General features: G+C 71.2%; 20 protein-coding genes and 3 tRNA genes. 14 read left to right on the forward strand and 9 right to left on the reverse strand.

The features are described from left to right. Positions 1-56: 56 nt before the first annotated feature. The 3 genes from AB0H93_RS26825 to AB0H93_RS26835 form a co-directional block, all read right to left on the reverse strand. A complete protein-coding gene (locus AB0H93_RS26825) occupies positions 57-524 on the reverse strand; it encodes a MarR family transcriptional regulator (RefSeq protein ID WP_358576000.1) in 468 nt (155 codons plus the stop codon). A 21-nt stretch (positions 525-545) separates the two neighbouring features. Next, on the reverse strand, positions 546-2,264 hold the full coding sequence (gene ctaD / locus AB0H93_RS26830; protein WP_358576001.1) for a cytochrome c oxidase subunit I: 1,719 nt from the start codon (positions 2,262-2,264) through the stop codon (positions 546-548). Between the two features lie 68 nt (positions 2,265-2,332). Then, positions 2,333-3,097, reverse strand: a complete 765-nt coding sequence (locus tag AB0H93_RS26835; RefSeq protein WP_358576002.1) for a helix-turn-helix transcriptional regulator — start codon at positions 3,095-3,097, stop codon at positions 2,333-2,335. Between the two features lie 127 nt (positions 3,098-3,224). On the opposite strand from AB0H93_RS26835, the gene AB0H93_RS26840 reads away from it, so the two are divergent. Further along, positions 3,225-4,607, forward strand: a complete 1,383-nt coding sequence (locus AB0H93_RS26840) for an MFS transporter (protein ID WP_358576003.1) — start codon at positions 3,225-3,227, stop codon at positions 4,605-4,607. A gap of 6 nt (positions 4,608-4,613) precedes the next feature. Here AB0H93_RS26840 and AB0H93_RS26845 read toward each other — a convergent pair whose 3' ends face one another. Then, positions 4,614-5,186, reverse strand: a complete 573-nt coding sequence (locus tag AB0H93_RS26845; RefSeq protein ID WP_358576004.1) for a TetR/AcrR family transcriptional regulator — start codon at positions 5,184-5,186, stop codon at positions 4,614-4,616. Positions 5,187-5,273: 87 nt separating this feature from the next. On the opposite strand from AB0H93_RS26845, the gene AB0H93_RS26850 reads away from it, so the two are divergent. The 3 genes from AB0H93_RS26850 (at position 5,274) to AB0H93_RS26860 (ending at position 10,210) form a co-directional block, all read left to right on the forward strand. Continuing rightward, positions 5,274-6,887, forward strand: a complete 1,614-nt coding sequence (locus AB0H93_RS26850; RefSeq protein ID WP_358576005.1) for a carboxyl transferase domain-containing protein — start codon at positions 5,274-5,276, stop codon at positions 6,885-6,887. Positions 6,888-7,006: 119 nt separating this feature from the next. After that, entirely contained in the window at positions 7,007-9,049 is a 2,043-nt protein-coding gene (locus AB0H93_RS26855) for a biotin carboxylase N-terminal domain-containing protein (protein ID WP_358576007.1), read from the forward strand. Positions 9,050-9,052: 3 nt separating this feature from the next. Further along, positions 9,053-10,210, forward strand: a complete 1,158-nt coding sequence (locus AB0H93_RS26860; protein WP_358576009.1) for an acyl-CoA dehydrogenase family protein — start codon at positions 9,053-9,055, stop codon at positions 10,208-10,210. A gap of 167 nt (positions 10,211-10,377) precedes the next feature. On the opposite strand, the gene AB0H93_RS26865 is transcribed toward AB0H93_RS26860, so the two are convergent. Together AB0H93_RS26865 and AB0H93_RS26870 are read right to left on the reverse strand one after the other, a co-directional pair. Continuing rightward, a complete protein-coding gene (locus AB0H93_RS26865) occupies positions 10,378-10,851 on the reverse strand; it encodes a hypothetical protein (protein WP_358576010.1) in 474 nt (157 codons plus the stop codon). Positions 10,852-11,116: 265 nt separating this feature from the next. Then, positions 11,117-11,338: a heavy-metal-associated domain-containing protein gene (locus tag AB0H93_RS26870; RefSeq protein WP_358576011.1), complete on the reverse strand. Its 222-nt coding sequence runs from the start codon at positions 11,336-11,338 to the stop codon at positions 11,117-11,119. A gap of 245 nt (positions 11,339-11,583) precedes the next feature. Between AB0H93_RS26870 and AB0H93_RS26875 the strand changes: the two genes are divergently transcribed. The 5 genes from AB0H93_RS26875 (at position 11,584) to AB0H93_RS26895 (ending at position 13,209) form a co-directional block, all read left to right on the forward strand. Beyond that, positions 11,584-11,823: a hypothetical protein gene (locus tag AB0H93_RS26875; protein ID WP_358576013.1), complete on the forward strand. Its 240-nt coding sequence runs from the start codon at positions 11,584-11,586 to the stop codon at positions 11,821-11,823. Between the two features lie 200 nt (positions 11,824-12,023). Beyond that, the gene (locus AB0H93_RS26880) at positions 12,024-12,620 is read left to right on the forward strand and encodes a ScbR family autoregulator-binding transcription factor (RefSeq protein WP_358576014.1); all 597 of its coding nucleotides are present in this window, start codon (positions 12,024-12,026) and stop codon (positions 12,618-12,620) included. A 316-nt stretch (positions 12,621-12,936) separates the two neighbouring features. Then, positions 12,937-13,009: transfer RNA gene (locus tag AB0H93_RS26885), tRNA-Glu, on the forward strand. A 22-nt stretch (positions 13,010-13,031) separates the two neighbouring features. Beyond that, positions 13,032-13,108, forward strand: a tRNA-Asp gene (locus AB0H93_RS26890). A gap of 27 nt (positions 13,109-13,135) precedes the next feature. Beyond that, a tRNA-Phe gene (locus AB0H93_RS26895) sits at positions 13,136-13,209 on the forward strand. Between the two features lie 149 nt (positions 13,210-13,358). On the opposite strand, the gene AB0H93_RS26900 is transcribed toward AB0H93_RS26895, so the two are convergent. Further along, positions 13,359-14,069 (reverse strand): GTP pyrophosphokinase family protein, encoded by a 711-nt coding sequence (locus AB0H93_RS26900; RefSeq protein WP_358576015.1) that lies wholly within the window; start codon positions 14,067-14,069, stop codon positions 13,359-13,361. Positions 14,070-14,408: 339 nt separating this feature from the next. On the opposite strand from AB0H93_RS26900, the gene abc-f reads away from it, so the two are divergent. From abc-f to AB0H93_RS26915, 3 genes are all read left to right on the forward strand, one after another. Further along, a complete protein-coding gene (gene abc-f / locus AB0H93_RS26905; RefSeq protein ID WP_358576016.1) occupies positions 14,409-16,052 on the forward strand; it encodes a ribosomal protection-like ABC-F family protein in 1,644 nt (547 codons plus the stop codon). Between the two features lie 90 nt (positions 16,053-16,142). Next, positions 16,143-16,775 (forward strand): maleylpyruvate isomerase N-terminal domain-containing protein, encoded by a 633-nt coding sequence (locus AB0H93_RS26910; RefSeq protein ID WP_358576018.1) that lies wholly within the window; start codon positions 16,143-16,145, stop codon positions 16,773-16,775. Between the two features lie 41 nt (positions 16,776-16,816). Next, the gene (locus AB0H93_RS26915) at positions 16,817-17,023 is read left to right on the forward strand and encodes a hypothetical protein (RefSeq protein ID WP_093269367.1); all 207 of its coding nucleotides are present in this window, start codon (positions 16,817-16,819) and stop codon (positions 17,021-17,023) included. Between the two features lie 187 nt (positions 17,024-17,210). Here the strand turns inward: AB0H93_RS26915 and AB0H93_RS26920 are convergent, their stop codons facing one another. Further along, complete coding sequence (locus tag AB0H93_RS26920) at positions 17,211-17,837, reverse strand: hypothetical protein (protein WP_165968276.1); 627 nt, start codon at positions 17,835-17,837, stop codon at positions 17,211-17,213. A gap of 82 nt (positions 17,838-17,919) precedes the next feature. Here AB0H93_RS26920 and AB0H93_RS26925 point away from each other — a divergent pair, with 82 nt between their 5' ends. After that, on the forward strand, positions 17,920-19,365 hold the full coding sequence (locus AB0H93_RS26925; RefSeq protein WP_358576021.1) for a PLP-dependent aminotransferase family protein: 1,446 nt from the start codon (positions 17,920-17,922) through the stop codon (positions 19,363-19,365). 258 nt (positions 19,366-19,623) lie between these two features. Here AB0H93_RS26925 and AB0H93_RS26930 read toward each other — a convergent pair whose 3' ends face one another. Further along, on the reverse strand, positions 19,624-20,346 hold the full coding sequence (locus AB0H93_RS26930) for a hypothetical protein (RefSeq protein WP_358576023.1): 723 nt from the start codon (positions 20,344-20,346) through the stop codon (positions 19,624-19,626). A 267-nt stretch (positions 20,347-20,613) separates the two neighbouring features. Here AB0H93_RS26930 and AB0H93_RS26935 point away from each other — a divergent pair, with 267 nt between their 5' ends. After that, positions 20,614-21,738, forward strand: coding sequence for a S8/S53 family peptidase (locus AB0H93_RS26935; protein ID WP_358576025.1), 1,125 nt, complete (start codon positions 20,614-20,616; stop codon positions 21,736-21,738). Positions 21,739-21,740 lie beyond the last annotated feature (2 nt).

A 21,740-nucleotide genomic window follows, 5' to 3' on the forward strand; every position in this document is an offset into this window, starting at 1 on the left:
CCGGAAGCGCGTTCTCGGGGCGGGTTGTCGGGGTGGAGCGGCGCGCCGGGTGCGTGTCAGCGGATGGTGCGGTAGCCGGGGTGGACTCCGGGCGTCAGGTCGTGGCTGTTCGCCAGGCGCTCCAGGAGGGACTTGAGCCGGGTCCGTTCGTCCTGGTCGAGGGCCTGGCAGAAGTCGGCCTCGTGCTCGGCCGCCACCGCGTGGACCTCGCCCAGCAGCTCGGTCCCCTCCTCGGTGAGGGTGAGCTCGTGGACCCGGCGGTCGCGGGTGCTGCGGGTGCGGGTGACCAGGCCGCGGCCCTCCAGCTCATCGACGAACGTGACGACCTTGCTCGGCAGCATCCCGAGGTTCCCGGCCAGCGCCTGCTGGCTCAGGCCCCGCTGCGCGGCGATCATCCGCAGCATGCCCACCTGGGACGGGGTCAGGTCGAGCTCGCCGACGAGGGCGGCGAACTTCGCCGTGGCGTGCGCCCCCAGCTGCGTGAGCAGGAACGAAACACCGAGCGCGGGAAGGTCTGCTGCCACGCGAACACTGTACAGAATCGTTCACTCGCCGAACGATTCTTGTTTCGCACCGGGCCGCAGACTGGCGTGCGCCTCCCGGTCCATGCGCTCGACCATGTGCGGGTAGTGCAGCTCGAACGCGGGCCGGACCGAGCGGATCCGCGGCAGCGCGGCGAAGTTGTGCCGCGGCGGCGGGCAGGACGTGGCCCACTCCAGCGAGTTCCCGTGCCCCCACGGGTCGTCCACCTCGACCACCGCGCCGAACCGGTAGCTGGTGAAGACGTTGTACAGGAACGGCAGGATCGAGGCGCCCAGCACGAACGCGCCGATGCTCGACACGACGTTCAGCGCGGTGAAGCCGTCGGAGGCCAGGTAGTCGGCGTAGCGGCGCGGCATCCCCTCGGCGCCCAGCCAGTGCTGCACCAGGAACGTGGTGTGGAACCCGACGAAGGTCAGCCAGAAGTGCAGCTTGCCCAGCCGCTCGTCCATCATCCGGCCGGTCATCTTGGGGAACCAGAAGTACACCCCGGCGAACACCGCGAACACGATCGTCCCGAACAGCACGTAGTGGAAGTGCGCGACCACGAAGTAGGTGTCGGTGATGTGGAAGTCCAGCGGCGGCGCCGCGAGGATGATGCCGGTCAGCCCGCCCAGCAGGAACGTCACCAGGAACCCGACCGAGAACAGCATCGGTGCCTCGAAGGTCAGCTGCCCGCGCCACATGGTGCCGATCCAGTTGAAGAACTTGATCCCGGTCGGCACCGCGATCAGGAACGTCGCGAACGAGAAGAACGGCAGCAGCACCGCGCCGGTGGCGAACATGTGGTGCGCCCACACGAGCATCGACAGCCCCATGATCAGCAGCGTGGCGAACACCAGGCCGGTGTAGCCGAACAGCGGTTTCCGGCTGAACACCGGGAGGATCTCGGTGACGATGCCGAAGAACGGCAGCGCCACGATGTAGACCTCGGGGTGGCCGAAGAACCAGAACAGGTGCTGGAACAGGATGGCGCCGCCGTTGGCCGGGTCGAACGCGTGCCCGCCGAGGTGCCGGTCGACCAGGAGCCCGAACAGCGCGGCGGCCAGGATCGGGAACGCCATCAGCACCAGCAGGCTGGTGGCCAGGATGTTCCAGCAGAAGATCGGCATCCGCCACATCGTCATGCCGGGGCAGCGCAGGCAGACCAGCGTGGTGATCATGTTGACGGCGCCCAGGATCGTGCCCACCCCGCTGAGGATCAGCCCGGCCGCCCACACGTCGCCGCCCGGTCCCTGGCTGAACATCCCGCGCGACAGCGGCGCGTAGGCGGTCCAGCCGAAGTCGGCGGCGCCACCCGGCAGCAGGAACCCGCTCAGCACGATCAGCCCGCCGAACAGGAACAGCCAGAACGACAGCGCGTTCAGCCGCGGGAACGCCACGTCCGGCGCCCCGATCTGCAGCGGCAGCACGACGTTGGCGAAGCCGAACACGATGGGCGTGGCGAACAGCAGCAGCATGATCGTGCCGTGCATGGTGAACAGCTGGTTGTACTGCTCCTGGGAGAGGAACTGCAGGCCGGGCTGGGCGATTTCGCCGCGGATCAGCAGCGCCATCGAGCCGCCGGCGATGAAGAAGAAGAACGAGGCGATCAGGTAGAGGATCCCGATGTCCTTGGGATCGGTGGTGCGCAGCCACGGGACCAGGTGCCTGCCCTTGACCGGTCGCGGCGTGGTGCGCGACCGGGTCGGAATCTGGGTGGGTTCGATCCTGGCGGTGGCCATGCTCGTCTCCTGCGGAGCCGGAACCAACCCAGTCTCAACCCGCCCCCGACCACCCGCAATCGGCCGGGCTAGGCATCGCCGCCGAGGTAGCGGCTCGGAGACGTCCCGACGGTGCGCTTGAACGCGGCGAGGAACGCGCTCGGCGTCGCGTACCCGACGGCGTGCGCGACCCGGGAGACCGGCCGGCCCTCGGCGAGGAGGGGCAGTGCGGCGCGGAGCCGCGCGTGGGTGCGCCAGCGGTCGAAGGACATGCCGGTGTCGTGGACGAAAAGCCGCGTCAGGGTGCGGCGGCTCACCCCGGCGGCCCGGGCGTGCGCTTCCATGCCCCGCTGGTCCGCGGGGTCGGCGAGCAGCGCATCCGCCACGGCGCGGACGCGTTCGTCGACGGGGCGCGGCACGTCGATGGGAGTGGTGGGCAGGGGGCGCAGCAGGTCGAACACGACCGCTTCGCCGCGCAGCCGCGCGTCATCGGCGAGATCGTCGCGGCCCAGATACGCGATCAACTGCGCCAACAGCCCATCCACCCCGACGGGCGTGGGCTCGGCCCAGTCGAGGGCGCACCGGTCCGGCTCGAAGTAGAGGCTGCTCAGCACCGCGTCGCGGGTCGCGCCGGTCCGGTGCACGACCCCGGCGGGCAGCCACAGCGCCAGGGTGGGCGGCAGGACCCAGTGGACGTCCCCCACGGCCACGCCCAGCACGCCGCGCCGGGACCAGGCCAGCTGGTGCTGCGGATGGCTGTGCTCCTCGAACCACTGCCCCGACGCCAGCGGGAAGTTGCCGACGACGATCGCCCCGACTCCGGGCGGGACGGCGCCCGTGATCGCCTCGGCCATGCCGCCAGCCTATGTCCTCAGCGCGACATCATTCGGCCTGGTAGCGCATCGCGGACAGGTTGGCCGCTGCATAGCGTCGTGGCATGCCGATTGATCATCGCCAAGAGCGCCGCGACAGGACGACGGAATGACGACGACATCCACCGTGGCCGCAGGCCGCCGCGGGCCGGCCCTGGTGGTGCTGTGCTTCGTGCAGTTCATGCTCGTCCTGGACGACACCGTGGTGAGCGTCGCGCTGCCCAGCCTCCGGGACGACCTCGGCTTCAGCGCCGCGGGCCTGACCTGGGTCGTCAACGCGTACTTCGTCGCCTTCGGCGGACTGCTGCTGCTGTTCGGCCGCGCGGCCGACCTGTTCGGCCGCCGACGTGTCTTCCTGAGCGGTGTGGCGCTGTTCGGCGCGGCGAGCCTCGTCTGCGGGATCGCGCAGGAGCCCTGGCACCTCGTGGCCGGACGATTCGCCCAGGGCACGGGCGCGGCCATGGCGAGCCCGGCCGCGTTGGCGCTGATCACGCTGCTGTTCCCCGGTTCCGAGGAGCGCGCCAGGGCTCTCGGCGTCTGGGGCGGCATCGCCGGGCTGGGCGGCACGGCTGGCCTGGTGATTTCCGGCGCGCTGACCGGTCTTGCGTCCTGGCGCTGGATCTTCCTGATCAACCTGCCGATCGCGGTCGCGGCCATCGCGCTGCTCCCGCGCCTCGTCGCGGAGAGCCGGGCGGGCCGGCCGGGCCGAGTGGACGTTCCGGGCGCGGTGCTGGGCACCGGCGCTCTCGTGTCCCTGGTCTACGGCCTGCTCCAGACCGCGGAGTCGGGGTGGGGCGACATCGCCGCCGTCGGCCCCCTCGTCCTCGCCGTCGCCTTGGCGGTGTCGTTCGTGGCGGTCGAGGCCCGCGCTGCTGAACCGCTCGTGCCGTTGTCGTTCCTGGCCGTCCGCATCCGCGCGGTGGCCAACTGCGCGTCGTTCCTGTTCTCCGCCGCCTTCTTCGCGATGGCATTCCTGCTGATGGTGCACCTGCAGACCGTGCTCGGTTACCCGCCGCTGACGGCCGGCCTCGCCTACTTGCCCTACGCCGCCGGCATGCTCACCGGCCTGTGGCTCTCGTCCCGCGCGGTGATCAGGTTCGGGATGCGCCGGACGCTCGTCGCGTCATTCCTGATCGGCGCGGTCGGCCTGCTCCTGCTGGCCGGCGTGGCACCGGGCGACGACTACGCGACGGTCGTGCTGCCCGGCATGCTCGTCACGAGCCTCGGATGCGGTCTGGGCAATCCCGCCCTGGCGATCGCCGCGGTCGAGGGCACCACCGAGCAGGACGCCGGTCTCGGCTCGGCCATCTTGAGCTCCGTCCAGCAGGTCGGCGGCGCCGTGGGGGTGGCGGTGCTGGTCGCCCTGGCCGCACGCGCCCAGACCGCCGATCCGTCGGAGGGCTTCTCGCTGGCGCTCACGGTCGCGGCTGCGCTCCTCGCCTTCGGCGCGCTGCTCGTCGCCGCACTGCTCAGGAAGGGCTCCCGCGCGTGACCCTGCTCAGGCCGCGTTCTCGATGGCGGCGAGGGCCATCCGGTGCAGCAGCCGGGACATCGCTTCGGCGTCCAGGTGGGCGCTGTAGGGCGTCGAGTTGATCAGGCCGAACACCGCGTGCGCGGCGGCGCGCGCGGTCGGGCGGTCCAGGTCCGGCCGGACCTGGCACAGCACGTCCACCCAGACCTCGACGTAGCTGCGCTGCAGCTCGCGGACCTTGTGCCGATCGGTCTCGGCGAGGCTGTCCAGGTCGCGCATGTGCACGGTGATCAGCGCCGGGTTGGCCAGCGCGAACTCGACGTGCCAGCGCACCAGCCGGTCCAGCGCGTCGCGCGGGTCCGCGGCGGCGCCCACCCGGTCCTGGCCGCCGAGCAGCAGCCGGTCGCTGATGCCGGTGAGCAGCTCCGCGAGCATCGCGTCCTTGCTGCGGAAGTGCCGATACAGGCCGGGGCCGGAGATGCCGACGGCGGCGCCGATGTCGTCGATGCCGACGCCGTGGAAGCCGGCGCGCGCGAACTTCTCCGCCGCGGCGGTGAGGATCTGCTCGCGGCGGGACGGCTTGGCTGCATCGGTGGACATCAGCGTCGATACTAGACGCAAGGCGTTAGTCATCGTTAACATCGGTCGCGTTAACGATGACTAACTCCCGGTGGAAGGTGCCCCCGCATGGATGCGCCCGCCCTGCGCACGGCCGTGGACCCGGACTCGGCGGAGTTCGCCCGCAACACCGAGCAGCACGCGAAACTCGTCGACGACCTCAACACCCAGCTCGGCCGCGCCCGGCTGGGCGGGCCGGAGAAGGCCCGCATCCGGCACGTCGAACGGGGCAAGCTGCTGCCCCGCGACCGGGTCGACGCGCTGCTCGACCGCGGCTCGCCGTTCCTGGAGCTCTCGCCGATGGCCGCGCACGGCCTGTACGACGACGAAGCGCCGTCGGCGGGCATCATCACCGGCATCGGCCGGGTATCCGGGCGGGAATGCGTGGTCGTGGCCAACGACGCCACCGTCAAGGGCGGCACCTACTACCCGGTCACGGTGAAGAAGCACCTGCGCGCGCAGGAAGTCGCGCTGCACAACAACCTGCCGTGCCTCTACCTGGTCGACTCCGGCGGCGCGTTCCTGCCCAGGCAGGACGAGGTGTTCCCGGATCGCGAGCACTTCGGCCGGATCTTCTACAACCAGGCCACCATGTCGGCCCGCGGAATCCCGCAGATCGCCGCCGTGCTGGGCTCGTGCACCGCGGGCGGCGCCTACGTCCCGGCGATGAGCGACGAGGCGGTGATCGTCCGCGAGCAGGGCACCATCTTCCTGGGCGGCCCGCCGCTGGTGAAGGCCGCGACCGGGGCCGAGGTGACCGCCGAGGAGCTCGGCGGCGGCGAGCTGCACTCGCGCACCTCCGGCGTCACCGACCACCTCGCCGTCGACGACGCGGACGCGCTGCGCATCGTCCGCTCCATCGTCAGCACGCTCGGCCCCCGCGAGTCCCGGCCCTGGGACGTCGCGCCGGTCGAAGCGCCGGCGGTCGACCCCGACGAGCTCTACGGCGCGGTGCCGACCGACAGCCGCACCCCGTACGACGTGCGCGAGGTGATCGCGCGGATCGTCGACGGCAGCCGGTTCGCCGAGTTCAAGCACGACTACGGCCAGACGCTGGTCACCGGCTTCGCCCGCATCCACGGGCACCCGGTCGGCATCATCGCCAACAACGGGATCCTGTTCAGCGAGTCGGCGCTCAAGGGCGCGCACTTCATCGAGCTGTGCGACAAGCGGTCCATCCCGCTGGTGTTCCTGCAGAACATCTCCGGGTTCATGGTCGGCAAGGAGTACGAGGCGGGCGGCATCGCCAAGCACGGCGCGAAGATGGTCACCGCGGTGGCCTGCGCCCGGGTCCCCAAGTTCACCGTCGTCATCGGCGGCTCGTTCGGGGCGGGCAACTACTCGATGTGCGGCCGGGCGTACTCGCCGCGGTTCCTGTGGATGTGGCCGAACGCCCGGATCTCGGTGATGGGCGGCGAGCAGGCGGCGTCGGTGCTGGCGACGGTGCGCCGCGACCAGCTGGACGCCCGCGGCGAGCAATGGCCGGTCGAGGACGAGGAAGCGTTCAAGCAGCCGATCCGCGACCAGTACGAGCACCAGGGCCACCCGTACTACGCGACGGCGAGGCTGTGGGACGACGGCGTGATCGACCCGAAGCAGACCCGGACGGTCCTGGGCCTGGCGATCTCGGCGGCCGCCAACGCCCCCCTGGAACCGGTTTCCTACGGCGTATTCCGGATGTGAGCCATGAGTTTCCGCAGCTCAGGTCCAGTGCGCGTTTTGTGCTGCTATGGCGACACGAAGTACGCACGGGCACTGACCAGGCAGAACGTTGGGATCCTGCCGTTCGGCAAGGCGAAGGGATGACGATGCGGCACTTCGACACGGTGCTGGTGGCGAACCGGGGCGAGATCGCGGTGCGCGTGATCCGGACGCTGCGGCGGCTGGGCATCCGCTCCGTCGCGGTGTTCAGCGACGCCGACCGCGGCGCGCGGCACGTCGCCGAGGCCGACACCGCCGTCCACATCGGACCGAGCCCGGCGACCGAGAGCTACCTCGACGTCAAGCGCATCCTGGACGCCGCCCGCGGCACCGGGGCCCAGGCGATCCACCCCGGCTACGGCTTCCTCGCCGAGAACGCGGGCTTCGCCGAGGCGTGCGCGCAGGCGGGCATCGAGTTCATCGGCCCGCCGGCCTCGGCGATCGATTCGATGGGCGACAAGATCCGCGCCAAGCAAACGGTTTCCGCCGCCGGCGTCCCGGTCGTGCCCGGCCGCAGCGAGCCGGACATGACCGACGCCGACCTGCACGCCGCGGCGATCGAGATCGGGTTCCCGGTGCTGCTGAAGCCCTCCGCGGGCGGTGGCGGCAAGGGCATGCGGCTGATCCACGACGAGTCCACACTGGACGATCAGATCGCCTCGGCGCGCCGAGAGGCGCGGTCGGCGTTCGGCGACGACACGCTGTTCGTCGAGCGCTTCGTGGCCCGCCCGCGGCACATCGAGGTCCAGGTGCTGGCGGACGCGCACGGCAACGTGGTGCACCTCGGCGAGCGCGAGTGCAGCCTGCAGCGGCGGCACCAGAAGATCATCGAGGAAGCCCCGTCGCCGCTGCTGGACGCCGAAACCAGGGCCCGCATCGGCGGCGCGGCCGTCGACGCCGCTCGCTCGGTGGGTTACGTCGGGGCGGGCACCGTCGAGTTCATCGTCTCCGCGGACCGGCCGGACGAGTTCTTCTTCATGGAGATGAACACCCGCCTGCAGGTCGAGCACCCGGTGACCGAGCTGGTCACCTCGGTCGGCGGGCAACGCGGCGTCGACCTCGTCGAACAGCAGGTCCGGGTCGCCGCGGGCGAGCCGCTGCCGTGGGCGCAGGAGGACCTGTCGATCGAGGGCCACGCGGTGGAGGCGCGGGTCTACGCCGAGGACCCGGCCCGCAACTTCCTCCCGACCGGCGGCGACGTCCTCGCCGTGCACGAGCCCTCCGGGCCCGGCGTGCGGGTCGATTCCGGGGTGCGCGCAGGCGGGCGCGTCGGTTCGGACTACGACCCGATGCTGGCCAAGGTCATCGCGTGGGCGCCGAGCCGGGCCGACGCGCTGCGCCGCCTGGACGCCGCGCTGGCCGACACGGCGGTCCTCGGCCTGCACACCAACGTCGCGTTCCTCCGCGCGCTGCTGCGGCACGAAGACGTGCTGGCGGGCCGCCTCGACACCGGGCTCGTCGAGCGCGACCTGACCGAACTCATCGCGGAGAGCAACACGACGCCGGACGACGCCTACGTCGCCGCAGCCCTGGAGCGGCTGCTCGCGGGCGAACCGACCGACCCGGTCGTCGACCCGTGGGACGTGACCGACGGCTGGCGGCTCGGCGAGCCCGCCTGGAGCACCTGGCGCTTCGCCGGAACACCCGACGAGGTCGCCATCCGCCTGCGCGGCCGGTCCCGGGACGCCGAAGTTTCAATTGAAACTGCGCCAGGATCGGCAACTTCCGTCGAAACCGCCCACCGGGCCTCGGTCGAGGCGCACGGCGACGAGCTGACCGTCACCTACCGGGGCCGCACCCGTCGCTACCGGTACGCGCACGTCGACGGCACCACCTGGCTCGCCGCCGACGGCCGCACCTGGGCGCTCGCCGAGCACCGGATGCTCGCCGACCGGGGCGGCAGCGGCGGCCGGTCGGACGGCGTGGTGACCAGTCCGATGCCCGGCACGGTGCTGGTCGCCGACGTCAGCCCGGGCCAGGAAGTCCAGAGTGGACAGAGATTGTTCGTGGTGGAGGCGATGAAGATGGAACACACCGTCATCGCGCCGATCGACGGCGTAGTCGCCGAAGTGCACGCCAGGAAGGGGCAGTCGGTCGGACTCGACCAGCCGCTGGCTGTCCTCGCCGCTCAAGAGGAGGCCTGATCGATGGTGGACCACCGGCTCAGCGAAGAGCACGAAGCCCTGCGCGAGAGCGTGCAGACCTTCGCCCGCAAGGAAGTCGCGCCGGTCATCGGCGACTACTACGAACGCGAGGAATTCCCGTACCCGCTGGTGCAGACCATGGGCCGGATGGGCCTGTTCGGGCTGCCGGTGCCCGAGGAGCACGGCGGCATGGGCGGCGACTACTTCGCGCTGTGCCTGGCCCTGGAGGAGCTCGCCCGGGTCGACTCGTCGGTCGCGATCACCCTGGAGGCCGGGGTTTCGCTGGGCGTCATGCCGATCTACCGGTTCGGCGACGACGAGCAGCGGCGCACCTGGCTGCCCCGGCTGGCGGCCGGGGAGATCCTCGGCGCGTTCGGCCTCACCGAGCCGGGCGGCGGCTCCGACGCGGGCAGCACCCGCACCACGGCGGTGCTCGACGGCGACCACTGGGTGATCAACGGCTCGAAGGCGTTCATCACCAACTCCGGCACCGATCTCACCGGCCTCGTCACGGTCACCGCCGTCACCGGGCAGAAGCCGGGTGGCGGCAAGGAGATCTCCACGATCATCGTGCCCGCGGGCACGCCCGGCTTCACCGTCGCGAAGAAGTACTCGAAGGTCGGCTGGAACGCCTCCGACACCCACGCGCTGTCCTTCGACGACTGCCGGGTGCCCGCCGCGAACCTGCTCGGCGAGCGCGGCCGCGGCTACGCCCAGTTCCTCGCCACGCTCACCGAGGGGCGGGTCGCGATCGCCGCGGTCGGCGTCGGCCTCGCCCAGGGCTGCGTCGACGAATGCCTGCGCTACCTGGGCGAACGCGAGGCCTTCGGCCGGAAGATCGGCGAGTACCAGGCGATGCAGTTCAAGGTCGCCGACATGGAGCTGCGCGCGCACACCGCGCGCCTGGCCTACTACGACGCGGCGTCGCGGATGCTGCGCGGCGAGCCGTACAAGAAGCAGGCCGCGATCGCCAAGCTCGCCTCGTCGAACGCGGCGATGGACAACGCCCGGGACGCCACGCAGATCTTCGGCGGCTACGGCTTCATGAACGAGACCCCGGTCGGCCGCTTCTACCGGGACGCCAAGATCCTGGAGATCGGCGAAGGCACGAGCGAGGTCCAGCGCATGCTGATCGCCCGGGAGCTGGGCCTCCCGGCCTAGAGCTCGTTCCAGGCCCGTCCCGCGCCGCGGCGTGCGGACGGGCTCAGGGCTGCGCCGGTTCGAACGGGCGCGGAGCCGGGAACGAAGACGGCCGGCGGAGGCTTCGAGGGGTTGCCTCCGCCGGCCGGAACGTCATCGGTCAGGGTTGTTCGGTTCGGTCGGGGGGATCAGCGGAACCGCTTCTGCGGCACGGTGATCTCGTCGGTCTGCTCGATGCCGGGGTAACCGGTCTGGTCGCCGTACTCGGGCACGGGCCGGAAGTCCTGCTGGGTCTCCTCGCCGGGCCACACGGGCCCGTAGCCGTCCGGCGCCTGACCCATCGGGGCCTGGCCGCCCGGCGCCTGGCCGATCGGTTCCTGCTCGGCTTCGACCTCGGCGAGGTGCTGCATCACCCAGTCCCGGGCCAGCGCCGCCGGCGACGTGCCCTGCTTGACCGCGAGCTCCCGGAGGCGCTCGTTGGCCATCAGCGGCAGCCGCAGCTGGTAGACCTGGGAGCCGCCGAAGCGGCGTCCGGACCCGGTGGACTCGACGTTCTCCTCCGGGGCCAGCGCAGCCAGGTACGACTCGAACTCATGATCCGGTTCGGCCGGCTCGGCGGGCTTCTGCTGCCGCCTGCTGGTCTTGGTTCGTCCTAGAGCCACCGGCACACGATAACGGTTGTGTTGCGGCGCGCGAATCGCTGTGAGCCCTCTCACTGGCCCGGAAACGCGGAGGGCCCCCGCGCCAGGGGGAGTGCGCGGGGGCCGGAGGGGATCTCCACAGGTGCTGACCGGGGGTGTGTCAGCGACCCGATTGTGACACGTCGTAGGTCGTGGTGGGGAGCCTTCGACGCATGATTCGTGCGTCCGGCATCGTCGGACGAGGGCCGGACGGCGGTCCTGCGCAACGATCCGAGGTGGTACCGGCTCAGTTCGGGCTCGGCCAGTCCGTGATCGTGTAGCCGGCTTCGGTGATCGCCGCGGTCGCGGCTTCCAGGGTGAGCGGCTGGGCACTGGTCACGGACACCTGGCCGTTCTCCACCGAGACCTGCACGTCGCTGACGCCGGGCAGCTCCGAAAGCTCCTCGGTGACCGACCTGGCGCAGTGGCCGCACGTCATGCCGCCCACGGTGAACGTCTGATTGCTCATGCGAATTCCCTCCTGGCAGTTCCTGCCACGACCGGATGCGGATACCGCCGCAACTGTCCCGAACGTCCAGTGTGGACGGCCCAGGCGGGGGCGGCCCCGGCGGGTGCGGCGAGGCCAATATCCGAAGTGGATCGAGGATTGCCGAATGATTACTCTCCGTCGAAGGTAAATCACTCTCTGGGGGGCTGCGGCTGTTGACAACCTGTGGATAACCTGCGCGCGGAACCCGAGGCCGGGGAGGCGTCATGTACGGGTCGCTGGACGTACGGAAGTTCTTGTGGCAGCAGGACGACGGGACCTCGCGGCAGCCGTCCGCGGTGCCCGTGCCGCGCGCCGGTGAGCCCTCGCGGATCTCGTCGGAGCAGGTGCACCGCGCCAGGATGGCGGTCGCCCGCAGTGCGGAGAACGCCGAGGACTGCAAGCTCCTGCTGGACATGCTGGGATTGGCACCGGACGATGACGGGGAGCCGCCGGTCGTCCGCTGACCGGGAGTCGGCCGCGCCGCCGCGTCGTGCTTCGGTGGATGCTCGTCGGGAGTTCTCCGGCGAGCCGGCACAACGCCGCGCCCGGCGGGCGGACCGGCCGGATTCGCGGTAACTTCCGGTGGCGTAGTTGATCATCCGTTCGTGGACCGCGTCGCTCGGGCGGCGGATCCCGGACGCCTTCTTCGTGCCGGAGTCGCGCCATGCCCCAGCAGCATCGGGCCAAGCTCACCCGCCGCGCCATCTTGGCCGCCGCGGCGGAGGAGTTCGACCTGGTCGGCTACGAAGCCGCCACGTTGAGTTCGGTGTTGCGGCGCTCCGGTATCACCAAGGGCGCCTTCTACTTCCACTTCACGGCCAAGGAGGCGGTCGCCGAGGCGCTGGCCCAGCAGTACCTGCTGAACCTGACGGCGATGCAGCAGCGGTGGTCCGGCCGCAGCCTGGACCCGCTGTCGACGCTGGTCGGCCTGACCTCGGAAGCCGCCCGCAGGCTGGAGCGCGACGTCGTCCTGCGGGCCGGCATGCTGCTGGCCTGCAATCGGATCGGAGCGGAGTCCGACGGCTGGTACGAGGCGATCTGCGAGCTGGTGCTGAAGGCGACCGAGGCGGGCCAGCTGCGCCCGGGCGTCGATCCGGCGGAAGCGGCACGGGTGCTCTACGCGGCGCTGGTGGGCGCGCACACGGTCGGCGACGAGCCCGAGGGGCTGGTCGATCGCTTCGAGGAGATCTGGCGCGTGGTGCTCGCCGGGGTCGCCCGGGACGACTGGCGCGCGGGCGCCGAACTGACCGGCCAACCCTGAGGCGTGGATCACAAGTTTTCGATTGATCCTGTTTGTCGTGTTCTGGGCTCCCGGGTGAGCCCTGGAGGCTGCCGGGCGCTCGCTGCCGCGGTCGGGCGACGGTCCTCCATGATCGATGAAAACTGCAGGTGGAACGGCTATTGTGAGGCTTCGGGCCGTGCCGGATCGGCGACGCTCGAGGGCTGCGCGCGGCTTAAGGGACCCCCCGTTGCGGGGTCCGCGAAGGGGTGTCGTAAGCTTTCATCACTGCCAACGGGGCGCTCCGAAAGGGGAAAGCCGGTTGGAGGCAAGGCCGGGTCGGTTTCGAATCGGCCAAGCCCCCATCGTCTAGCGGCCTAGGACGCCGCCCTTTCAAGGCGGTAGCGCGGGTTCGAATCCCGTTGGGGGTACGAACAACTGAAGATAGAGCATGGCCCAGTGGCGCAGTTGGTTAGCGCGCCGCCCTGTCACGGCGGAGGTCGCGGGTTCGAGTCCCGTCTGGGTCGCCAAGGCGAACGGCATTGCGCCGACGCTTCGGCCAGGTAGCTCAGTTGGTACGAGCGTCCGCCTGAAAAGCGGAAGGTCGGCGGTTCGACCCCGCCCCTGGCCACCGCGAACAGCTGCGAAACAGCCCCCACCGGTTTCGGTGGGGGCTGTTTCGTCTGTCTCAGCCCGTCCAGAAGTACGCGTTCGGCTGGTCGGCGAGGTCGCTTCGGAGGACGTCCGTCACGTGCTGGTGCTGCGGTCCAACCCCCGGCTCTAACCGGGTGTCCCCTCGCTCCGCTCGTGCAGCGAAGACATCTGAGCGTCGAGTCTGGCAGCGGCCTCGGCAGCCGCCTTGAGCTCGGCGGCGAAGCCCTCCGGCACCTCGCCGCCGCTCTTGTAGAGCAGCTCGTGCTCGACTGCGGCCCAGAAGTCCATCGCGATGGTCCGCAGCTGGAGTTCGACGGCGACCAGCTCGGTGCGGTCGGACAGGTGCACCGGCACCTTGATGATCAGGTGCAGGCTGCGGTAGCCGTTCGGCTTCGGCGCTGCGATGTAGTCCTTGGTCTGCACGATCTCGATCTGGTGCTGGCGGATGAGATCGCGGAGGAGGTAGACGTCGGAGATGAACGGGCACACGACGCGCACGCCGGCGATGTCGGTGAGGTATTCGCGGGCCGACACCGGGTCGACCGGCAGCCCGCGCCGGGCGAGCTTGGCCGCGATCGCCTCCGGGCGTTTGATCCGCGAGCTGATGTGCTCGATCGGATCGTGTTCGTGGGCGTAGTCGAACTCCTCGCTCCAGACCCGCAGCTTGGTCATGAGCTCGTCGACGCCGAACTTGTGCACCATCAGCAGGTCACCGGTCTGGCGCACGAAGGCGAGGGCGTCGTCGCGGTCCATGTCGCCGAGCTGCTCGATGGCGCTGCGCTGCGGATAAGGCCACCCGCGCGAACCACCGCGCGATGATCTGTCCGCGGAACCCATCGACGCTCCTCCCCCGGCTGCTCGGCTCCAGCCTAGGCCGGACCGGACGACCGAGCCCGCGTTCAGGCGCGGGGTGAGAGGACGAAGACGGGGATCTACCGATCTCCGGAGTAGCCCCGGTGACCAGGTCAGCCGCGTCCACGGCAGCCGTCTGACCCGAACCTGCGGAGCGGATGAACTTCGGCGAACGGACGAGCGCAGACGTGAAAAGCGGAAGGTCGGCGGTTCGACCCCGCCCCTGGCCACCGCGAAGAGCTGCGAAGAAGCCCCACCGGCAACGGTGGGCTTCTTCGCTTCGCGGCAGGTGGTCGCGCGTCGGTTGTTATTCTCGGCGACCTGATGTCTGCAACTCTCGTCGCCACGAATCTCGCCGCCGGCCACGGCAACCGCTCCCTGTTCACCGGGCTCGACCTCGTCGTCGCGCCCGGCGACGTGATCGGGCTCGTCGGCGCCAACGGCGCCGGGAAGTCCACGCTGCTGCGGCTCCTCGCCGGGCTCGACGACCCGGAGCAGGGCGAGCTGCGGCTCTCCCCGCCCACCGCGACCGTCGGATACCTGCCGCAGGAGCCCGACCGCAAGCTCGGTGAGACGGTGGCCCAGTTCCTCGCCCGGCGCACCGGCGTCGCCGCGGCGCAGCGCGCGATGGATGCGGCGGCGGATGCCCTCGCGGAAGGCGCGCCCGGGGCCGACGACGCCTACGCCGCGAGCCTGGAGCGCTGGCTGAACCTCGGCGGCGCCGACCTGGACGAGCGCGCCGAAGGGGTCGCGGATTCGCTCGGCCTGATCATCGAACTCGACCAGGCCATGACCTCGCTGTCCGGCGGCCAGGCCGCCCGCGCGGGGCTCGCCTCGCTCCTGCTGTCCCGCTACGACGTGTTCCTCCTCGACGAGCCGACCAACGACCTCGACCTGGAGGGCCTGGAACTGCTGGAGGACTTCGTGCGCGGGCTGCGCGCCGGCACCGTCGTCGTCAGCCACGACCGCGAGTTCCTCACCCGCACCGTCAACAAGGTCCTCGAACTCGACCTGGCCCAGCAGCAGATCAACCTCTACGGCGGTGGCTACGACTCCTACCTGGAGGAACGCGATGTCGCGCGCAGGCACGCGCGGGACTCGTACGAGGAGTACGCCGACAAGAAGTCCGCGCTGGAGGCGCGCGCCCGCATGCAGCGCGGGTGGATGGAGAAGGGCGTCAAGAACGCCCGCCGCAAGAACACCGACAACGACAAGGTCGGCCGCAAGTTCCGCTCCGAATCCACCGAGAAGCAGGCCGCCAAGGCGCGGCAGACCGAACGGCTCATCGAGCGGCTCGACGTCGTCGAGGAACCGCGCAAGGAGTGGGAGCTGCGGATGGAGATCGCCGCGGCGCCCCGCTCCGGCGCGGTCGTCGCGACCCTCCGCGATGCGGAGGTGCGGCGCGGCGACTTCGCGTTCGGGCCGGTGACGCTGCAGATCGACTGGGCGGACCGGGTCGCGATCACCGGGGCCAACGGCTCGGGCAAGTCGACGCTGCTCGGCGCGCTGCTCGGGCGGATCCAGCTGGACGCGGGGACCGCCGCGCTCGGTTCGGGCGTCGTCGTCGGCGAGGTCGACCAGGCCCGCGCGCTGTTCCACGGCTCGGAGTCGTTGCTCGACGCGTTCTGCGCGGCCGTGCCGGAAACCGAGACCGCCGAGGTCCGCACGTTGCTCGCCAAGTTCGGCCTCAAAGCCGACCACGTGCTGCGGTCGGCCGCCACGCTGTCGCCCGGCGAGCGCACGCGGGCCGCGCTGGCGCTGCTGCAGGGGCGAGGCGTCAACCTCCTGGTGCTGGACGAGCCGACCAACCACCTGGACCTGCCCGCGATCGAGCAGCTGGAGTCGGCGCTGGACTCCTACGGCGGCACGCTCCTGCTGGTCACCCACGACCGCCGGATGCTCGACGCGGTGCGCACCAACCGCCGTCTGGAGATGGCGGACGGGAAGCTCACCGAGCTCGTGGGGTGAGCGTTCGCCTGCTCGCCCGGTGCTGGTCGTCCCTGTGTCGTACCCGGCCGATAGTTTGATCAACGGCGTCGGCATCGGGAAGGGATTGGGATGAGCGCGATCCGAGAGGCTTATCTGCAGGCAGCCGCATCGACCGCCGAGGTGCTGGGCGATCCGGCGGTCGCGGCCGCGTGGGACCGGCCCAGCGCCCTGGCGGAGTTCAGCGTCCGCGGCCTGGCCGGGCACCTGGCGTCGCAGGTCCTCCTCGTTCCCCGGGTGCTCGCCGCCGCCGAACCGGAAGAAGGCCCCGTGCCGCTCCTCGGCTACTACGCGCAGAGCGAGTGGATCGGCGCCGACGTCAACGCGGAGGTCAACGTCCGGCTCCGGGAGATGGGCGAGGGCTTCGCGACCGAGGGGGCCGCGGCGCTGGTCGCCGAGGTCGACTCGGCCGTTCGAGATCTTCGGTCGGCCCTGCCCGGCACGTCGGCGGACCGGTCGGTGGCGTTCTCCCGGCGGGTGCTGCACATCGACGACTTCCTGATCACCCGGATGATGGAGATCGCGGTGCACTCCGACGACCTGGCGTCGAGCGTGGGCATCGCCACGCCGGAGCTGCCGCCGGAGGTCTACGACCACGTGCTCGCGCTGCTCTCGCAGCTCGCGGTGCGGCGGCACGGGCAGACGGCCGTGCTGCGGGCGCTGAGCCGGGCGGAGCGCGCACCTGCCACGATCGCCGCGATCTGACCGCGGATCGGCGGGGCTCCGGAGCGTGGAAGGATCGGCGCATGCCGGACAACGAGGAGCCAGACCTGGCGGGCGGCCCCAACGCGCTGTGCTTCACCTGCGGCGGGCTCCGCAAGCTCAGCGAGCCGCGGATCTACGTCGTGCAGGCCACCGAGGACATGCAGACCGGCATGACCATGGCGGAATGGCGGACCTGCCCGCAGTGCGGCGGCAAGGGCCATCTCTCCGGTCTGCACCCGCCGGCCTGACAGGGCTCGTTCTGCTTGGTGGTGGCGGCGCAGAACCACGTCCTGAACAGCCCTGATGGTCCGGAGAAGTAGGGACGCCCCCGCGCTCAACCGGCCTGGGGGTTACCGGGAGTGCGGGGGCGTCAAGGTCCACCCCTGGGGGTCAGGTGGACGGCGTCCATGCTACTTCGTGGTATCCGAGATGTCTCTAGGGGCAGAGATCTTTTTTCTCCCGGACCGCCGCGAACCGGAGGAAGAACTGGGTCAGCGGCCCGATGGCCAACGCGTAGAGCACGGTGCCGACGCCGACGGTGCCGCCAAGCAGCCATCCGGCGGCGAGGACGCTGAGCTCGATGGCGGTGCGGACGAGGCGCACCGACCAGCCGGTACGAGCGTGCAGGCCGGTCATCAGGCCGTCCCGCGGGCCCGGGCCGAGCCGCGCGCCGACGTACACCGCCGTCGCGATTCCGTTGAGCACGATGGCGGCGGCCATCAGCGAGATTTGCCCCGGTAGCGCGTCGACCGGTGGTGTCACGGCGAGTGTGATGTCCACCGCGAACGCGATGACCACCACGTTGGCGACCGTGCCGATGCCGGGCCGCTGGCGCAGCGGCAGCCAGGCGAGCAGCACCGCCACGCCGGTCAGCGCGGTGACCGCCCCGAAGCTCCAGCCGAGCCGCTCGGACAGGCCCTCGTGCAGGACGTCCCACGGGTCGAGGCCCAACTGGGCCCGCACCATGAACCCCATGCTGGCGCCGAAGAGCACCAGGCCGCCGAAGAGCTGCCCGAACCGGAGCAGCGGCCGGGTGCGGATCGGGAGCGGTGAGAGGTCCACTGGGGCTGATGTTGACGCCATGTGGACTTTCTAGCCTGTGATTGGACTTAAAGTCGATAGCCAATTGAACTATATTGGTCACATGTCGTTCACTCCGTCCGCGCACATCCACGGCCACAAGCTCGTCGAGTTGCTCGGTTCCTGGCACGGTACGGCGCGCCCGTCCTCCCAGGCGTTGGCCGCGGCGCTGCGGCAGCTGGCGCTGGACGGGCGACTGCCGCCGGGCACCAGGCTGCCGGCGGAACGCGAGCTCGCCGATGCCCTCGAAGTCAGCCGGACGCTGGTCGCGCGCACGCTGGACCGGCTGCGCGAAGAAGGTTTCGCGGCGAGCCGGCGCGGGGCCGGGTCGTGGGTGAAGCTGCCGGACCGGGATCGCGGCAACGAATCCCACGGCGGGTGGTTCCCGGCCGCGGACAGCGAGGTGCTGAACCTCGCGCAGGCCACGCCGAGCGCGCCGCCGGAGCTGTGCGCCGCGGTGGATCAGGCGCGGCTGCGGTTCGCCGAGCAGCTGTCCAGCCACGGCTACCAGCCGCACGGGCTGCCGGAGCTGCGCGAACAGATCGCCGAGCGCTACGCGAAACGGGGGCTGCCGACCAACCCGGACCAGATCCTCGTCACCAGCGGCGCGCAGCACGGCTTCGCCCTCCTGCTCCGGATGCTGGTGTCGCCGGGCGAGCGGGTGCTCGTCGAGCACCCGACGTACCCGAACGCAATGGAGGCGATCCGCGGGCTCAACGTCGCCCCGGTGGCGGTGCCGATGGTCGCGGACGGCTGGGACCTGGAGCTGCTGGCCGCGAGCCTGCGGCAGACCTCGCCGCGGTTGGCGTACCTGATCCCGGACTTCCACAACCCGACCGGAATCCGGCTGGATGCGGTCGGCCGGGAACGGCTCGCCCGGGAGCTGGCGCGCACCTGCACCACCGCGGTCATCGACGAGACGCTCGCCGAGATCGACCTGACCGGTGACGATGCGCCGCTGCCGATGGCGTCGTTCACCGATCGGGCGCTGCTGGTCGGGTCGGCGAGCAAGTCGTTCTGGGGCGGGCTCCGGCTCGGCTGGATCCGCGCGTCCGAAGACTTCGTGCAGCGCGCGGTGGTCGGCCGCGCCGCGGTGGACCTCGGCAGCCCGGTCCTCGAACAGCTGGTGCTGGCGGAGCTGCTGCGGGACGCCGACCGGCTGCTGGAGCGCCGGCGCGCCGAGTCGATCGAGCGCCGCGACCACCTCATCGCGGCCCTGCGCGAACACCTGCCGGACTGGCGTTTCCGCGTCCCGGACGGCGGCCTTTCGCTGTGGTGCGACATCGGCGCACCGGTCAGCAGCAGGCTCTCGGTGGCTGCGGAGCAGCACGGCGTGCGGGTGGCGCCGGGAGTGCGCTTCTCGGTGCACGGTTCGCTGGAGCGCTGGATGCGCGTCCCGTACACGTTGCCGGTCGATCAGCTGGAAGAGGCGATCCGCCGTCTCGCGGCGGCGGCGTCGTCGATGCCGGACGGGCCCGGCCCGACCGCCTTGACGGCGCCGCTCGCCTGAACAGCCGACCGCCCGTCGGCACGGCCCCTCGTCGTGCCGACGGGCGGTTCGACCGCGGGCGCCGCCCCGGTGCCGCAGGGGCATTGCGGCACCGGGGCTCCGGGGGCCCAGTCCTCGGCTTTCCGGCAGGTCACCGACTTTGCCGGGGGATAGGCCGGGGCGCCCCGATTCCGATCCGGCCGGGCGCAGACGGCCGGCTCGGAGCTGGTGGGTGCGAACGTTTCCCCAGGATTGCCGCCGGAGCGGCTCGGTGCAGCGTCAGTCGGGCGACGTAGATGGTTCGAATGACGGGACGCCGGTCGCCGGCCGGTCTTCCGGGTTGGCGACGCCGGCGCTCGCCGATCCGGCCTGGTCGGGGCCGGTCGGCAGGATCGCCAGCTGACCTCGCAGCCCGCCGCCCCAGGAGGTCGTTCCTGCGGACAGCGATGTGGCCGGTGCCGGGGGCGCCGGTGGTTCCGGCGCCGGGCTGGTCGGTGGCGTGATGTGGGACGGGGTGGCCGCGGCCGGGGCCCGGGGTTCCGGGAGGGTCCGGGCGGCCGTGGTGGGTACCGGTGACCGCTTCGGCAGCAGAGCCGCCCGGTCGTCGGTGGTCGGCGCGGCGGCGGGCTCGTGCGGTGGTGGCGCGAACGTCGCCGGAGCCGGCGGGACATCGTCGGTGTCGTCGGCGATGGCGGTGGGCTGGTCGGCTTCGCCGATCGGCGTGACCGGGCGGTCTATTCGAGGTGGTTCGATCGCGGGTGCTGCCGGTTCGGGCGGCTCGACCACGGGCCGTGCCACCGGGTCGAGCTCGGCGTCGGGCTTCGCCACCAGGTCGACGGCGACGTGCTCCACCTCGATCCGGGGAGGATCGAGCTCGACGGCATCGGCGGCGCCGGTGATGCCGAGCCACCCGCCGATGCCCAGGCCGCCGATGAACACCGCCCGCGTCGCGAGCGCGCGGAGCCGCGACCAGGGTCTGCGCTGCGCGCAGGCTCCCGTCACGGTCACCACCGCCTGTCGGTCGGGTCCGCGCGGCCGGGCGCGGCGCTGGCGTCGGGTGCGCCGGGGTGATCGGCGCGGTATGAGCATTCAACCACCTGAGGTGGCGGTTTCGGGGCACCGACCGCGACGGGTGCGGCGGTCGCCCTCGCATTCTCCACGGAATCGGGCGAGCAGGAAAGATCTCCGGCGTCGTCGTACGGGTGAGGTCGGCGGCGGGCGGCGGCGTGTCCGCAGTGGACAGATCGGGTGCCCGGCACAGTGTCCGCTGTGGATCAAGAGCGCGAAATCCGGCTGAGCATCGGTGAACTCCGGGAGTTCTGGGCTTCCCACGGGCACGATCTGCTGCTGCACGATCCCGGCGGCAGCGGCGAATGCCTGGTGCGGCGGGGCGAGCTCATCGCGCCGGCGAGCGACTTGGATCCCGTCCTCGACCGCTACCGCCGCTGGGTCGACGACGTGCAGCACGACGACGATCTGCTGCTGGCCAGGGTGCGGCTGCGGGGCGCGGAGCGGGACAGGTGCGTCGATCTCGCCCGGGAGGCGGGTGTCGCCGCCAACCACGTGCACTTCGGTTGCTCGATCATGTACGGGATGCCGGTGATGTGGGGAACCGGGGCGGATGCGCAGGCGGGCCCGGCACTTCCGGAACCGCCGCCACTGCAGTGGGATCCGCCGGTCGTGGTCGGGGTGCTGGACACCGGGTGCGACCCGCACCCGTGGTTCCAGGACCGGCCGTGGTTCGAGGCAGTGCCGGAGGTGCTGGACGCCGACGGCGACGCGGGCCAGGACCGCCAGGCGGGCCACGGCACGTTCGTCAGCGGCGTGGTGCTGCAACACGCGCCGGGCGCGGTGATCCGTGCGCGCCGGGTGCTTTCGTCGCTCGGGTTCACCGATGACTGCACCGTCGCGACCGGGCTTCGTTCGTTGCGGCGGTCGGCCGAGGCGCGCGGCGAACGCATCGGTGTCGTCGTGCTGACCGCTGGCTGCCACACCGCGGACGACGAGTGCCCGCCGATCCTGCGCGAGGAGCTGCGCAACTTCCCGGACACCGTCGTTGTCGCCGCCGCTGGGAATCACGCGCAGACCAGGCCGTTCTGGCCTGCGGCGCTGCCTTCGGTGGTCGCGGTGGCAGCTACCGGGGCCGACGGCGCGGTCGCCGAGTTCTCCAACTCCGGGCCGTGGGTCGATGCCGCCGCGCCCGGGGTGGATGTGGCGAGCAGCTTCGTGCGGATGGCTCCCGGCGGCGATCGCCGATTCGGCTACGCGCGTTGGAGCGGGACGTCGTTCGCCGCGCCGCAGGTGGCCGCCGCCGCCGCGAACGCGTTGCGGGACGGCCTGAATCCGAACGAGGCACGCGATCTTGCTCGTCGGCATTACCCGTTCGAGCGGTAATC

It is taken from the genome of Saccharopolyspora sp. NPDC050642, from assembly GCF_040654735.1.
Lineage (GTDB): Bacteria > Actinomycetota > Actinomycetes > Mycobacteriales > Pseudonocardiaceae > Saccharopolyspora > Saccharopolyspora elongata.